16 protein-coding genes and 1 pseudogene are annotated in these 14,736 nt (G+C 58.5%); 7 read left to right on the top strand and 10 right to left on the bottom strand.

Annotated features, from left to right (window positions below; genetic code table 11):
* The first annotated feature begins 283 nt into the window (after positions 1-283).
* On the top strand, positions 284-910 hold the full coding sequence (pncA, locus tag GH784_RS12800) for a bifunctional nicotinamidase/pyrazinamidase (protein ID WP_065702361.1): 627 nt from the start codon (positions 284-286) through the stop codon (positions 908-910).
* A gap of 7 nt (positions 911-917) precedes the next feature.
* Here pncA and GH784_RS27675 read toward each other — a convergent pair whose 3' ends face one another.
* On the bottom strand, positions 918-1,154 hold the full coding sequence (locus GH784_RS27675) for a DUF2164 domain-containing protein (RefSeq protein ID WP_003513169.1): 237 nt from the start codon (positions 1,152-1,154) through the stop codon (positions 918-920).
* Between the two features lie 181 nt (positions 1,155-1,335).
* On the opposite strand from GH784_RS27675, the gene GH784_RS12790 reads away from it, so the two are divergent.
* Both GH784_RS12790 and GH784_RS12785 read left to right on the top strand, forming a co-directional pair.
* Positions 1,336-2,055, top strand: coding sequence for an AzlC family ABC transporter permease (locus GH784_RS12790; RefSeq protein WP_065702360.1), 720 nt, complete (start codon positions 1,336-1,338; stop codon positions 2,053-2,055).
* Positions 2,052-2,366, top strand: a complete 315-nt coding sequence (locus tag GH784_RS12785; RefSeq protein ID WP_003513172.1) for an AzlD family protein — start codon at positions 2,052-2,054, stop codon at positions 2,364-2,366. The genes GH784_RS12790 and GH784_RS12785 overlap by 4 nt, the downstream gene beginning before the upstream one ends.
* On the opposite strand, the gene GH784_RS12780 is transcribed toward GH784_RS12785, so the two are convergent.
* Positions 2,363-4,204 carry an aminopeptidase P family protein gene (locus GH784_RS12780; RefSeq protein WP_153793449.1) on the bottom strand — a complete coding sequence of 614 codons (1,842 nt, stop codon included), beginning with the start codon at positions 4,202-4,204 and terminating at the stop codon, positions 2,363-2,365. The genes GH784_RS12785 and GH784_RS12780 overlap by 4 nt on opposite strands.
* 337 nt (positions 4,205-4,541) lie before the next feature.
* Here GH784_RS12780 and GH784_RS27145 point away from each other — a divergent pair, with 337 nt between their 5' ends.
* Complete coding sequence (locus tag GH784_RS27145) at positions 4,542-4,715, top strand: hypothetical protein (RefSeq protein WP_003513176.1); 174 nt, start codon at positions 4,542-4,544, stop codon at positions 4,713-4,715.
* A gap of 150 nt (positions 4,716-4,865) precedes the next feature.
* Here the strand turns inward: GH784_RS27145 and GH784_RS12770 are convergent, their stop codons facing one another.
* The 3 genes from GH784_RS12770 to GH784_RS12760 all read right to left on the bottom strand — a co-directional run bounded on the left by GH784_RS12770 (position 4,866) and on the right by GH784_RS12760 (position 6,879).
* On the bottom strand, positions 4,866-5,744 hold the full coding sequence (locus GH784_RS12770; RefSeq protein WP_065702358.1) for a 50S ribosomal protein L11 methyltransferase: 879 nt from the start codon (positions 5,742-5,744) through the stop codon (positions 4,866-4,868).
* Between the two features lie 95 nt (positions 5,745-5,839).
* A complete protein-coding gene (gene sco, locus GH784_RS12765) occupies positions 5,840-6,439 on the bottom strand; it encodes a cytochrome oxidase assembly protein Sco (RefSeq protein ID WP_003513179.1) in 600 nt (199 codons plus the stop codon).
* Positions 6,440-6,582: 143 nt separating this feature from the next.
* Positions 6,583-6,879, bottom strand: coding sequence for a hypothetical protein (locus tag GH784_RS12760; RefSeq protein ID WP_065702357.1), 297 nt, complete (start codon positions 6,877-6,879; stop codon positions 6,583-6,585).
* Between the two features lie 85 nt (positions 6,880-6,964).
* Between GH784_RS12760 and GH784_RS12755 the strand changes: the two genes are divergently transcribed.
* Positions 6,965-7,432: a chemotaxis protein CheW gene (locus GH784_RS12755; RefSeq protein WP_003513183.1), complete on the top strand. Its 468-nt coding sequence runs from the start codon at positions 6,965-6,967 to the stop codon at positions 7,430-7,432.
* A 212-nt stretch (positions 7,433-7,644) separates the two neighbouring features.
* Here GH784_RS12755 and GH784_RS12750 read toward each other — a convergent pair whose 3' ends face one another.
* From GH784_RS12750 to gcvA, 3 genes and pseudogenes are all read right to left on the bottom strand, one after another.
* A complete protein-coding gene (locus tag GH784_RS12750; RefSeq protein WP_003513184.1) occupies positions 7,645-8,136 on the bottom strand; it encodes a CreA family protein in 492 nt (163 codons plus the stop codon).
* Positions 8,137-8,182: 46 nt separating this feature from the next.
* On the bottom strand, positions 8,183-8,791 hold the full coding sequence (locus tag GH784_RS12745) for a 3'-5' exonuclease (protein WP_013636498.1): 609 nt from the start codon (positions 8,789-8,791) through the stop codon (positions 8,183-8,185).
* 43 nt (positions 8,792-8,834) lie between these two features.
* Positions 8,835-9,736 (bottom strand): annotated as a pseudogene (gene gcvA / locus GH784_RS12740) (transcriptional regulator GcvA).
* A gap of 197 nt (positions 9,737-9,933) precedes the next feature.
* Here gcvA and GH784_RS12735 point away from each other — a divergent pair.
* On the top strand, positions 9,934-10,866 hold the full coding sequence (locus tag GH784_RS12735) for a DMT family transporter (protein ID WP_025594031.1): 933 nt from the start codon (positions 9,934-9,936) through the stop codon (positions 10,864-10,866).
* A gap of 187 nt (positions 10,867-11,053) precedes the next feature.
* Entirely contained in the window at positions 11,054-11,584 is a 531-nt protein-coding gene (locus tag GH784_RS12730) for a GNAT family N-acetyltransferase (protein WP_013636501.1), read from the top strand.
* Between the two features lie 4 nt (positions 11,585-11,588).
* On the opposite strand, the gene GH784_RS12725 is transcribed toward GH784_RS12730, so the two are convergent.
* Both GH784_RS12725 and ligA read right to left on the bottom strand, forming a co-directional pair.
* Positions 11,589-12,482: an aminoglycoside phosphotransferase family protein gene (locus GH784_RS12725; protein WP_065702356.1), complete on the bottom strand. Its 894-nt coding sequence runs from the start codon at positions 12,480-12,482 to the stop codon at positions 11,589-11,591.
* Positions 12,483-12,546: 64 nt separating this feature from the next.
* On the bottom strand, positions 12,547-14,721 hold the full coding sequence (ligA, locus tag GH784_RS12720) for an NAD-dependent DNA ligase LigA (protein ID WP_065702355.1): 2,175 nt from the start codon (positions 14,719-14,721) through the stop codon (positions 12,547-12,549).
* Positions 14,722-14,736: the final 15 nt, after the last annotated feature.

Here is a 14,736-nt window from a genome sequence, read left to right as displayed (position 1 = left end):
TGCGCATTATCGGGCGAAGGCAAAACAATGACTTGCGCGGGCTGGGCATGCATCTGCATCGCCTTTTCCCGGAAAATGCCCCGCAGGGCGTCATCGGCCTTTAAAGTTTACGTCGCCGCATCGTCAGGTAAATTCCGACTTTGCCGGAAATTTGCTGTAAATGCGGCAGGACTGCGACGGAGCAAATCTATGCCATCAGCCGTCAAGCACATACAAAGCTGGTAAGGGCACTTGATCCGTTGCTGCCGGCTTGGCATCCTGCCGGAAATAAGGGAGGCAAATCATGAAGGCGCTGCTGCTCATCGATATCCAGAACGGCTTTTGTCCGGGCGGTAATCTGGCTGTCGCCGATGGCGACCGGATCGTGCCCGTCGCCAATGCCCTGATCGACAATGGCGGTTACGATCTGATCGTCGCCTCGCAGGATTGGCACCCGGAAAATCACGGCAGCTTTGCCTCGCAGCATGTCGGCAAGAAGCCGTTCGATATGGGTGAACTCTCCGGCAAACCGCAGATGATGTGGCCGGACCATTGCGTGCAGGGCACGCCGGATGCGGAATTCCATCCCGACCTCAAGACGGAGGCTTTCGACTATATCCAGCAGAAAGGCGAAAATCCCGCCGTCGACAGCTATTCCGCCTTTCGCGACAACGATCAGGGGGCAACGACAGGTCTTGCCGATTATCTGACGCGCCAAGGCGTAACCCAGATCGACATATGCGGGCTCGCCACCGATTATTGCGTCAGTTTCTCGGTGCTCGATGCCCTCGACATGCTGCCTGGCGTCAAGGTTCGTTTCATCGAGGACGCCAGCCGCGGCATCGATCCCCAAGGTATACAGGCGTCGATTGCGGCCATGCGGGAAAAAGGCGCGACCATCCTCAAAAGCCGCGACATTTTGCGCGACTGAGGGCCGGTCATCGCAGCCTCGGCTTCTCCAGCACGTCGATATCGCCTGCCGCATCCTCCAGACGCCGCAGGATCGCGGCATGCGCATCCTTGAGCCCCTGATTGTAGAAGACATATCCGACTTCTTCGGCCAGAAAGTCGACGAAGATTTCCGCCTGCAGCAAGCCGATCTCGGTTTCGGTCTCCCGGGCCAGATACTCCCGAACACGCGCGGCCAGCACTGCCCTATCCTGCTTCTCCAGCATTGATCCTCCATTATTCAATCGTTTGGGCGGGGAGCAAAAACCGGGTGAGGCCTTCCGTCCGACGTCGCGTATCGGCGTTACCGTAACGGAAGCTTCAAGGGAATCAATCGATCCATTCATGCAATTTGTTTGCCAGCCGGCCGGGACGGCGATAGAGCGGCGGGCAAGGAGTTCCTGAACAATGTCCAATGCAGATTTCCGCGAAGGCCTCAAAAGCGGCTTTCCGATCGCCCTTTCCGCCGCTCCCTTTGGCGCGCTGTTCGGCGCGGTCGCGGTCGATAACGGGCTGAGCGTCGCCGAAGCGACGATCATGAGCGGCACCGTCTATGCCGGTGCCAGCCAGCTGGTCGGCATCGAATTATTCGGCCAGAAGGTTGCCCCCTGGCTGATCGTTCTATCGGTCTTTGCCGTCAATTTTCGCCATATTCTCTATTCGGCCGCCATTGCCAGAATGATAACCAACTGGACTTTCCTGCAAAAGGCCATCGGGTTCTTCGTGCTGGTGGATCCACAATTCGCCGAGTCGGTCAGGAAATACGAAAACACCGGCGTGGTCGGTTTCGCCTGGTACATGGGCTTCGCCACGCCGATCTATATTCTGTGGCTGGTGATGACCATTGTCGGCGCATCGCTCGGCAATCTCGTCGGCGACCCGAAAGCCATCGGCCTTGATGTGCTGTTGCCGATCTATTTCATGGGCATGGTTTTGAGCTTCCGCCAGCGGGAGAATTTTTACCCGGTGATGCTGGCAAGCGCTCTTGGCGCAACCGTTGCCTATCACATCGTCGGCTCGCCCTGGCATGTCAGCCTCGGCGCGCTTGCCGGCATTTTCGTCGCAGTCGTCTATCCGCCGAAACCAACCGGCGAGGCCAATTCTGAAAGCAAGGTGGAAACGCCATGAGCGATCTGCTGCACGCCGACACGCTGATCCTGATCGCGCTCGCCACCGTCGCCACCTATCTTACCCGCATCGGCGGTTATGTTCTGATGACGCGGATGAAATCCATCCCGCCGCGCATGGAGGCGGGATTGAACGCCGTTCCCGTGGCGGTTTTGACGACCCTTGTCGCACCCGCCTTTTTTGAAGGCGGATACGAGGTGAAGATCGCCATGGTGGCCGCTCTTCTGGTCTGCCTGCGTTTCCCCGGCCTGACGATGCTGGCCATTGGCTGGGCCATCGTCGTCGCCATCAGGCACTTTTCTATCCTTTAAGCGTTCCGCGCCAGAGGCTGCGTGGCCGCAACAAGCCACACCTTCACCTCTTCATCCGCGATCAAAGGCGAGAGCTTTTCCAGAACGCCGACGTGATAGGCATTCAGCCAGTCCAGTTCGTCGTCGGTCAAAAGTGCCGTGATGACCAGCCTGCGATCGATAGGGCACCAGGTCAGGGTCTCAAAGGACAACATCGGCTGATCGCCGCCCGCGACTTCCGCCGCCTCGCGCACATAGATCAGGTTTTCGATGCGGATGCCAAAAGCGCCGGGGCGGTAATAACCGGGCTCATTCGACAGAATCATGCCCGGCAGAAGTTCCTGCGTCGAAAGCCGAGAGATACGCTGCGGCCCCTCATGCACCGAAAGATAGGAGCCGATGCCGTGGCCGGTGCCATGAGCATAATCCGCACCGGCCTTCCACAGCGCGATACGTGCCAGGGGATCGAGATCGCAACCGCGCGTTCCCTTGGGAAACCGTGCGTCGCTGATGGCGATCACGCCCTTCAGCACCAGCGTGAAGAAACGCCGCTGATCTTCCGGGACATTGCCGATTGCCACGGTGCGGGTGATGTCAGTGGTGCCGTTGACATATTGCGCGCCGGAATCGACGAGGAACATCTCACCATCGCCAAGTGTCCGGTCCGTATCGGTGGTGACGCGATAATGGATGATGGCGGCATGTTCGCCCGCGCCCGAAATCGTATCGAAAGACACGTCCTTCAGAGGATTCTGGAGAGACTGCCCCACCTTGGCGCGCGCAGCCTCCAGCGCCTTCACGGCCGCAATTTCGGTAACGCTGCCCGGTTGCTGACGATCCAACCAGCACAGATATTCAACCATAGCCGCGCCGTCCTGCACATGTGCCGCTGCCGAGCCGGCAAGCTCCGCCGCGTTCTTGCACGCGCGCGGCAAGCGGACGGGATCGGCCTCCTCGATCAAGGTGCCACCCGCCGCCGTAATCGCCCCTGTCAGCGCCACAGGCGTCAGATCGGCGTCCACCATGACGCGGCCCTTGGCGCTGGCAATGGCGTGCAGACGATCGGCGATATTCGATGGCGGCAATTGCGTCGCCAGCTGTGCCAGATAGGCCTCGGCCTCGATACCGGTCTTGCGTTTGTCGAGAAAAATATCAGCCTTGCCATCCGCATAGATGATGGCGCGGGCAAGCGGATGCGGCGTGTGCGGCACATCGTTGCCGCGAATATTGAAAATCCAGGCAATGGAAGACGGATCTGTCACCAGCAGTGCATCGGCTCCCTTTGCCGACACCGTCTCTGCCAGCGAGGCGATCTTTTCCTTCGCCAGCTTGCCGGTGAAGGCTTCCGGCTGAATGACGACAGGCTCCAGCGGTTCTGACGGGCGGTCGTGCCACAGCGCATCGAGTGGGTTGTTTTCGAGCAGGACGACGGAACCGCCCTTCCCCGCAAGCGCCTTTTCCAACCGCTTCAATTCAGCGCCGGTATGCAGCCACGGATCGATCCCGAGCCGAAAGCCCGTAGCCCCGTGCTCCGACAACCAGACGGAAGGCGGGGCACCGACCAAATCACCACCGCTGAACACCGATTGATCGACCTGCGACTTCAACTGCGTGGTATAGCGACCATCGACAAACACCACCGCCTCTGCGCGCGTTACCAGCGCAATGCCGGCAGAGCCGGTAAATCCGGTCAGCCATGAGAGACGCTCAGATGATTCAGGTACATATTCGCCCTGATATTCATCGGCACGCGGCACCAGGAAACCATCGATACCAAGGGCGTCGAAACTGGCACGCAGCGCCTCGACGCGGGCCTTGCCGAATTGCGGCGCGGATTTGTTTTCGAAGGTCTGGAACATGGGCATCTTTCGGGAACTGTCATGAGGAAAGCGGTCGGTAACGCCGTCAAATCATTGGCGCGCAACGACAATGCCATGCCGACAAACCCGGTTTCAAGCCATATGTGCCATCAACCATTACGACAGGCGCGCGCGCTGCCATTTACCCCAAAGGCCGAGAAAAGACGCCGCTAAATTGAGCAATTTCCCTTAAATAAGTAATATTGAAAAGCCGCAGACATGCGAAAAACGCATATCTACCTTGAAGCAAGACCCCTAACCAAACAAAAACACATCGCTTATCTTCAAGCCAACACAGCGAGAGACACACTCTCCTGGCAAACAAGGATTTGAAGCAATGGCAAAATCTTTCCTCCGCACCGCTTTCGATCGCGTCATTGAAGCACGCGAGCGTCAGGTCAGCCGTCATGTCAACGCAGCCCTGCTCAACCTCGACGACAAGTCGCTCGAAGCGCTCGGCATGAACCGCGCCGAACTTCGCCGCACCGCAAAGTCCAGCTACGTATTCTGATCACTTCGGGCGCGGCGATCCTCCCTCCACCGCGCAGGAACAGGAATACGTCGACCCGCTTGAGCGATTCTCCTCCAATATGCTCGCGGGTTTTCAGGCGGCGCGAAAGCGCCGCCTTTTCTTTGTCCGGTAACGGATGCTGCTACAGCGTCAGTCCTTGCGCAGATGCAGCGTGACCCAGCCATTGCGCCAGATGGTGCGGACTTGGGAGAGCCGCGCGCCATTATAGGCCGCAAGCACCTTCCAGCGCTGCGATGCGAGAATTCCCGACAGGATGACGGTGCCGCCGGGCGCCAGATGCGTGACAAGCTGCGGCGCCATCTTGATGAGCGGCCGCGCCAGAATATTGGCGATGATGAGATCGAACGGGCCGTATTTGCGGAAAGCGTCGGAGTGGAAACCCGGAGCGGTTTCAAGCGCCAGCCCGGAGACGATGCCGTTCAGCCGCACATTCTCTCTGGCCACGCGCACCGCGATAGGATCAATGTCCGTTGCGAGTACCGGAATATGGCGCATCTTGCGCACGGCGATTGCCAATACACCGCTGCCGGTGCCGAGATCGAGCGCATTGCGCACGGTCCGCGCCCGCAGAACATCCTCGATCATCTCAAGGCAGCCCGCTGTCGTGCCATGATGGCCGGTGCCGAAAGCCTGACCGGCCTCGATCTCGATGGCCAGATCGTTGGGCTTGATCTTATCGCGATCATGCGCGCCGTGAACGATGAAGCGCCCTGCCCGTACCGGTTTTAGCCCCTCGAGCGATTTGGCGATCCAGTCGATGTCGGGAACGATCTCCTTTTCGATGGCGAGGCCGGGAAAGGCGGGAGCCAGCAAGGTGTCGATGCGCTCGCGGAATTCGTCTTCCTGCTCGGCCATCAGGTAAACCGAAGCTTCCCAGATGTCGCGTTTCTCATCCACCTCGGTGGTGGCGATCGCGACATCCTCCTCGCCGAAATAGTCCGACATGAGATCGAGGATTTCACCGGCCTTGATTTCGGTTGTGGTGACGTAAAGTCGGATTTCGCTCACGGCAGGCTGCTTTCTCTAGCTAAGGTTCTTAAGGCTTGCCTTTGCCACAAAACCTCCGCCAGTCCAATAAGCCAGGCACAATTATGCCGTCTCGTTCAGCCCTTCAGCAGATTCTGGAGCTTCTGCTCGGCAACATCCGGGTTCTCGCCATAGGCGATGGTGCCGGAAAAACGACCATTGGCGTCAAGCAGGATGACGGAAGCCGTGTGATCCATGGTGTAGTCACCATTCGGATCCTTGTCATCGACCGGCACCTTCTTGGCATAGATGCGATAGCCTTTCAGCGTTTCGGCAATCTTGTCGGCCGGACCGGTGATGCCGGTGATCCGCTTCGAGACGTTGGAGACATATTGCTGCATGAGTTCAGGCGTATCGCGCTCGGGGTCTACGGATACGAAATAGGCCTGCAGCTTGTCGCCGGCTGGGTCAACCTTCTCCATCCAGCCGTTCAGCTCGAACAACGTCGTTGGGCAGACTTCCGGGCAATGGGTGAAACCGAAAAAGAGCGCCGTGGGCTTGCCCTGAAACGCCTTTTCGGTGATCGGCTGACCGTTCTGCGCCGTGAGTTCGAACGGCACGCCATAGGCCGTTTCCACCATTTCCTCACGGGTCTTCGTCATTTCGAGCGTCAACCAGCTGACGACACCGACAAGAACGACCACCACGGCCCACAATACGATGCGAATATTTCTCATTGTCCTAATCCTACCCCCGAAGGCCGGCCGCATGACGTGGGCCTCCATCGTCTGATAACGAACAGCGGTGGCGACGGCAAATCAACTGGGCGTATTTGCCTAAACCGCGCTGATTTGTCACAAAGCCGGGACGGGACGGCAGATTACAGACACCAGGCGATGCCGCTTTGCACGGCGGAGAGGAAAATATCCGTGCCGTGTCGCACCCAGCCATCGAAGGCAAGAAGCACGACGGCAAGCGAGGCCGCTACCGCAAGGCTTGCAAGAATAAACTTCAGCGGATTGGCAACGAGTGTATTCATGCGTCTGTTATAACCTGTTTGCACCAGCAGGAAAACCGCCAAAATACTGGGTTTTGCGAGCGCGGCACCGCCAATTGTTAGGGAAAGTTTAAAATCTTGCTGTGCAATATGGCCATAGCGGTTTTTAAGTTCCGACATGATGTCTCCCGGTCCACTCCGGCCACCGCATAAAGCTCAATCATGCATGGGCCTGCCTAAGAGCCGCCAGAGGAAACCTGCCGTCATGTCCAACGCCATCAAGCAATCCGGCGCATATCTCGAAATCGTTTCCTTCCATCTCGGCGGTCAGGAATTCTGCATTGACATCATGGCGATCCGCGAAATCCGCGGCTGGGCGCCGGTTACCCCGATGCCGCACACGCCACCTTATGTTCTCGGCCTCATCAACCTGCGCGGCGCCGTCATCCCCGTCATCGACATGGCAGGCCGCCTCGGCATGAAAATGACCGAACCCTCCGAGCGCTCCGCCATCATCGTCACCGATATCGGCGGCAAGCTGGTCGGACTTCTGGTGGAACAGGTCTCCGACATGATGACCATCCGCTCCGAAGACCTGCAGCCCGCGCCCGACATCATTCCCGAAGAACAGCGCAACTTCTGCCGCGGCATCGTGGCGCTGGAAAAGAGCATGGTGTGCTTCCTCAACCTCGACACCGTGATTGCCGACGAGCTGGCGCGCGAAGCGGCTTAATAGAGCCGGTGGGGTTTTGATAATATAACGCGCAGGTTCCACAGCTTGCCCTGAGGGGCACGGCAGGGTCGGAAACCTCTCCTCCGTCATGCTCGGGCCTGTCCCGAGCATCTACAACCTGTCGATTTTACGATACGTGATTGAATCCTCGGGACGGCCCGAGGATGACGTCGCGGGTGAATTATGGTGTCAGCAGTACCAAGGGCAAAGCCTCAAGGCTTGCCCTTTTCCCACGTCACCTGTTGGTTATAGAGAGGCACCGTCGAAATCGCCATCTTGGCCGAGCCATCCTTCAGCTCGCGCGCATGGACCAGATAGATCAGCGTGTCATTCGCCTTGTCGTAAACGCGACTGACGACCAGCTTCTTCCACACCAGCGACATGCCCTGCCGGAACACCTCTTCGCCGCCCTTCGACAGATCGATATCACCGATTTCGACCGGACCCGTCTGGCTGCACGAAATGGCGTTGTTGGAAGGGTCCTCAAACCAATTGCCATTCTTCAGCCGGTCGATAACGCCACGATCGAAATAAGTGACATGGCAGGTCACGCCCTTGATCTTGGGATCGGCAATAGCCTCGATGACGATATCGTTGCCGATCCAATCGACACCGACCTTACCGACGACCTCCGAATGCGCAACCGTCACCGGAAACAACACCAGAAAGCCTGCAAATAAACCCGAGAGCGTTTTCATCGTCATCGCATGTTCTCCGTTATGCTACTTCAAACATAAGTGCCGGGAACGGTTACGCAACCCGCGAGACAACACGTTTTTTCATGCTGCACGGCTGATAGCCCGTGGAAGTGAGACGGCCGGCAACCATGCCGATCTTTTCCGGCAGGTCGCGGATATGGTCAACGCGCAACGCCCTGGCCGCCGCAATCGATGCCGCAGCGCAGACGACAGCATCTTCGGCGGCGTTATGGTGCACGAAACGCAACTGAAGGTGATGGGCAATCACATTCAGCTTGTGCGACGCCAGCTGCGGCCAGACATGACGAGCAATCTTGACGCTGCACAGATAGGAAAGATCAGGATAGGACTGCCGGTATTTATCGAAGGAAGCCCGCATGACGCTGAAATCGAAGGCGGCATTGTGGGCAATCATCGTGGCGCCGTGGAAATCGTCGATGAATTCCTCCATCACATCAGGGAATTCCGGCGCATCCTCTACATCGGCAGGGCGAATACCGTGCACGGCAATATTGAAGGGCGAGAACCGCATGTCCTTCGGCCGGATGAGCCGTTCCTCGACGCGAACGATCTCACCGTCTTCTATCCACGCAAGCCCGATGGAGCAGGCGCTACCCCGTTCCTCATTGGCGGTCTCGAAATCGATGGCGATGGTTTTCAAGAGTGATTCCCGTTGTTTCATTCCGGCATAGACCGGATTGGCGTCAAAGAGAACCGGCTTCGGTAGACCCCGCTTCCGCAAGCATCCAGTCAAGCAGCCTCACAAGATCGGGATTATCAAGCATGCGCCGCGGATAAACCAGGAAATAGGCAAGCGTGCTGGCAATGTCCGTGCCGAAGGGAGCTATCAGCGCTCCCTCGGCAAGTTCGCGGGAAACAAGCGAGCGTCGCGTCAGCGCAACACCATGCCCGGCCTTGGCCGCATCCAGCGCGCCGTTGCTGTCGATGAATACGGTGCCCCCGGAAGCATCGACCTCTGTAGCGCCCGCCGTTTCCAGCCAGCGCCGCCACTCGTTGCGGTTTTCATCGTGTAGAAGCGGCACGCATTTCAGATCACCGGCCACCCGAAGCGGGCCATATTTTTCAAAAAGTTGTGGCGAGCAGACCGGCAAGGTGCTGTCGTCTATGAATCGGATGCTTTCCAGCCCTTCATAGCGACCAAAACCGTGACGCACGGCCAGATCGACATCGTCCCTTGAGAAATCCACCAGCCGGTTCGTCACGCTGATACGAACATCGACTTGCGGATGTTGTTGCTGAAAGCCGGGCAATCTCGGCATCAGCCATTGCACCGCAAAAGTTGGCGTGCAACTTAACGTTAAGACCGTAATCTCTGATCGCGCCGTCAGTTCCGCCGTCGCCTCGCGCATCATCCGGAATGCGGTGCGAAGGGAACCGTAATACGCTCCCCTTCCCTCGTCAGCTGGATGCTGCGCGGCTTGCGGACAAACAGCTGCACGCCAAGGCGGGCTTCCAGCTCCCGGATTTGCAGGCTGACCGCGCCGGGGGTGACGTTCAACTCGTTGGAGGCAAGCGTGACACTGCGGTAGCGCGCCGCAGCCTCAAAGGCCTGCAATCCTTTCAAGGAAGGGAGTTCTGCAACCATGGTTTAGCTGAGCTCAATTATCCGACGAGAAACTATCGTTTGAAAACAGCATAATATGAGGAGTAAATAGATGCAACGGGCACGGACGTAACCAAGATTGCCAGACGACTGATTGAGCTAAACTCAACCGATATCGGGTGGCTGAACGTGGCGTTCTCTGTGACTATTTCAATTTTCCAGCGGTGGGAGAGACGAAGGTGGCAATACAAAAACAGATGGATGCCAGCGAATGGGGGATGCTTGTGGCGCTCTCGCTGCTGTGGGGCGGATCGTTCTTTTTCATCGGTATTGCCGTCAAGGAACTGCCGCCGGTCACCATCGTCACGCTACGTGTCAGCCTCGCTGCCACGGCACTGCTGATCGTCTGCCGCATCATGGGCCTTCATCTGCCACGGCAATGGGCCGTATGGCGCGCCTTTTTCGGCATGGGCCTGCTCAACAACATCATTCCCTTCTGCCTGATCGTCTGGGGCCAGACCCATATTGCCAGCGGGTTGGCCTCGATCCTCAATGCGACGACGCCGCTCTTTACCGTCATCGTCGCCCATTTCCTCACAGCCGACGAGAAGATGACCGGCAACAAGCTGGCGGGTGTTCTCATCGGTTTTGCCGGCGTGGCGACGATGATCGGCCCGGCAGCCTTTGGCGGTGCGATCTCCGGCCTCTGGGGTCAGATTGCCATTCTCGGCGCAGCTATCTCCTATTCTTTCGCGGGCATATTCGGCCGCCGCTTCAAGGCCATGGGCGTGCCGCCACTGATGACCGCCACTGGCCAGATATCGTCGTCGACACTGATGCTGATCCCCGCCGCGCTCCTCATTGACAAGCCTTGGACGCTTGCGATGCCGAGCCTCGGCACCTGGGGCGCACTCATCGGTATCGCGCTCTTGTCCACGGCCCTGGCCTACCTCATCTTCTTTCGCATCCTTGCAACTGCCGGCGCCACCAATCTCGCGCTCGTCACCTTCCTCATTCCCGTCAGCGCCATCCTTCTCGGTTCGCTCATTCTCGGAGAACAGCTGGAAATCAAGCACTTCGCTGGAATGGCGATGATTGCCGCCGGCCTTGCCGCGATTGACGGCAGGCTGCCGGCAAAACTAAGAGATTTCCTGCGCAAGGCACCCGCTTGACAGTGACAGTTCGTAAAAGCATTCTCGCCATCATGATCGCTATCAAAACGACGACCACCCGCCATATGACGATGACCGGTCAACCGGCAGGGAAAGGCATGTCCGCGCACTGAGCGATCAACATCCACCCCTGCCGATAAGAGCAGGGGTGTCACGCCTGCTCCGAACGCGCCACAAGGAGACAGGCATGAACATGAAACCAGCGGATATTACAAACAAGCCATTTGATCTGAAGGACGTTGTCCTGCGCGCCACCCGGCTTGAAGACGTCGAAGCCTTGACGGAAATGCTCAACCTTCCCGGCGTCCGGCACGGCACCCTTCGGCAGCCTTTCCAGACGATTGAAAAGACGAGGAAATCGATAGAAAACCGAGCCCCTACCGACATCGTCATCGTCGCGGAGTGGCACGGAAAACTCGTTGGTAACGCCGGATTATACCGCAGAGCGGGCAGACAGTACCATGTCGCCGATCTTGCGATGTCCGTTCACGACGATTTTGCCGGAAAGGGCGTCGGTTCAAGGCTTCTGACGGCGCTCATCGACGCGGCCGATAACTGGCATGATATCCGCCGCATCGAACTGAATGTCTTCACCGACAATCTCGCCGCCCTCCGGCTCTATGAGAAACTCGGTTTCGAACGCGAGGGCACCTTGCGCAACGACGCCTATCGCGACGGCAAATATGTCGACGCCTACGTCATGGCGCGTCTGCGCTGATGTTTCAGGCGGACAAATGATCGGCCATCACTTCCCGAATGGTCCGACGTGACCATTCGGCCAGTTTCTCATCACGTCCACGTTGAGCCTTAAGCGTGATCAACGCCTTCCACAGCGCCCAGCCGCGCCCGCGCTGCCATGTGGCATTGTCGAGATTCATCGCCAGGTGAAAGACGTTCCGGCTTTCGGCGTCGAGCACGTTCCATGCCAGAATGAGATCGGAAGATGGGTCTCCGACGCCGGAACTGCCGAAGTCTATGACGGCTGAGAGGCGGCCATCTCTCACCAGCAGATTGCCTTCGGCAATATCGCCATGCACCCAAACGCCCTGGCCCTGCCAGCTGCTCGAAAGAGCAAGCTGCCATATTTCCATGGCCAGCCTCTGATCGACCTCATCGGCAAGGCGCAACGTCGCCGCCCTCGCCTCGCCGTCATAGACCGCAAGCGACCCACCGCGGTGGAAATTGTGCTCGCCCGCAAGCGGACCATCCGTCGCATCGATGCCCTGTAGGGATTTCAAAAACGCTGCTACGTCGACGGCTATTGTTGCGAGATCTATATGCCCAAGATGCCGGGCGAGAGGCTCGCCTTCAAGCCAGCCATAAACGGACCATGGAAACGGATAATCTTGTCCCGGCTCACCAATCGCCAATGGCTTTGGGATCTGAAGAGGCAAAAGAGGCGCAAGCTTCGGCAGCAAGCGATGCTCCTTCTCCACCTGTGCCACATAGCGGCCAGCGCTCGGCAGGCGAACGAGCATATCATCACCAAGGCGGAAGCTGCGATTATCCCAGCCGCTCAGTTCCACCGGCCTGACATCAAGCCCCGCCCATTGCGGAAACTGGCTTGCGATCAGCGCTCGAACCTGCTGCCTAGAGATGACGATGCGGTCATCCATGTCCCGTTCCCCGTTTCAGGATAAGACCCATAGCGGCGCAAAACAGCGAGGCGATGACGGTGCTTCAGCCACCGATCAGCGCCAGCCACTCGTCCTCGTCCATGGTCTGAACGCCCAGCTCCGCCGCCTTGGCAAGCTTGGAACCTGCCCCCGGCCCGGCCACCAGAATATCCGTCTTCTTCGATACGGAACCGGCCACCTTGGCGCCCAGACTTTCCGCACGGGCCTTGGCCTCGTCGCGCGTGAATTTTTCCAGAGACCCGGTAAAGACCACCGTCTTGCCCGCCACCGGGCTGCCTTCGGTCGAGGGCTTCTCGGCCTCCTTTGGCCGCAGCTCCCGTATCAGCCGGTCGATGACATCGAGATTGCGCGGTTCCTTGTAGAATTCGATGATGGCGCGCGCCACGACCTCGCCGATGCCATCGATACTGTTGAGTTCGGCCCAGGCATCGCTCGCCGGGTCGGCTGCCGCCTTCATGGCTTCCTCGAAATGCTCATAGGTGCCATAGGAACGCGCCAGAAGCTTCGCCGTGGTTTCACCGACATGACGAATGCCGAGAGCGAAGATAAGCCGATGCAGATCGATCTCGCGGCGGGCATCGATGGCATCGAACAGTTTCTTGACGCTGATTTTGCCGAAGCCATCTATGTTTTCGAGCTTGGTAAGATGCGATGCCTCCTGACGCGCCTTCAGCGTGAAAATATCAGGCGCGGTCTTGATGGAGAGGGCCGGATCCTCGCTTTCGAAGAAGAAATCGATCTGCTTGGTACCCAACCCCTCGATATCGAAAGCATTGCGTGAGACGAAATGTTTCAGATGCTCGACCGCCTGCGCCCGGCAGACGAAACCGCCGGTGCAGCGCGTGACCGAATCGAGCTTGCCGGTCTTTTCATTGCGCTCCCGCACCGCATGGCTGCCGCACACAGGACATTTCTCCGGAAACGCATATTTCACCGCCTCAGCCGGTCGCTTCTCCAGAAGAACATCCAGCACCTGCGGAATGACATCGCCTGCACGCTGCACGATGACAGTATCGCCAATGCGGATATCATGATCCTCGGGCCGAATGCGCTCGCCGCTATTGCCGATACCCTCGATGTAATCGGCATTGTGTAGCGTCGCATTGGTGACGACGACGCCGCCGACGGTAATCGGGGTGAGACGCGCAACCGGTGTCAGCGCGCCGGTGCGCCCTACCTGGATTTCAATGTTCTCGACCGTGGTGAAGGCCTGTTCGGCCGGGAACTTGTGTGCGGTGGCCCAGCGCGGACTGCGCGAACGGAAACCCAGCCGTTCCTGAAGGTCAAGCCGGTCGACCTTGTAGACCACGCCGTCGATATCGTAATCGAGATCGGGTCGCGCGACGCCGATTTCATTATAATGTTCAAGCAATTGTTCGGCAGAGGTGAATCGCTTCATCAGCGGATTGACCGGGAAACCCCATTCCCGGAATTTCTCGACGATACCATATTGCGTGTCGGCAATCCGCGTCGGCTGGCCGCCATTGGAGACCTCGCCAAGCGCATAGGCAAAGAACCGCAGCTTGCGTTTCGCCGTCACATTGGCGTCAAGCTGGCGCAGCGAACCGGAGGCCGTGTTGCGCGGGTTCACATAGGTCTGCTTGCCATCGGCCTCCATCTGGGCATTGAGCGCCATGAAGTCGCTCTTGGCCATATAGACCTCGCCGCGCACCTCCACCACATCGGGTACATCGGCAGGCAGCTCGTTCGGAATTTCCTTGATGGTCTTGATATTGGCGGTGACGTTCTCGCCCGTCGTGCCGTCGCCACGTGTTGCCGCCGTCTTCAGCCTGCCGCTCTCGTAGCGGATGGACATGGAAAGTCCGTCGATCTTCGGCTCGGCGGTAAAGGCAATCGAATCATCCGGCAGGTGCCCGAGGAAGCGGTAAACCGAACTGACGAAATCGCGCAGATCACCTTCAGAAAACGTATTGTCGAGTGACAGCATCGGCCGCGCATGCACGATGGGCGCGAAGGTGGGAAGCGGCGTGAAGCCGACTTTCTTCGAAGGGCTGTCTGCCCGCACCAGCGCCGGGAAAGCCGCCTCTATGGCATCGTTGCGCCGCTTCAGCGCATCGTAGTCCGCGTCCGAAATTTCCGGCGCGTCCTTGCCATGATAAAGCGCATCGTGGCGGGAAAGCTCGGCTGCCAGAAATGCCAGCTCGGAAGAGGCCTCAAGCTCGGTCAGGTTTTCGACGGGAATCTGGTCTTTCGACATGGAAGAAGCCTCACG

The organism is Agrobacterium tumefaciens, assembly GCF_009649785.1.
Taxonomy (GTDB): domain Bacteria; phylum Pseudomonadota; class Alphaproteobacteria; order Rhizobiales; family Rhizobiaceae; genus Agrobacterium; species Agrobacterium tumefaciens.
The sequence above is the reverse complement of the archived record's forward strand: the minus strand, read 5'-3'. Positions and strand labels throughout refer to the sequence as shown.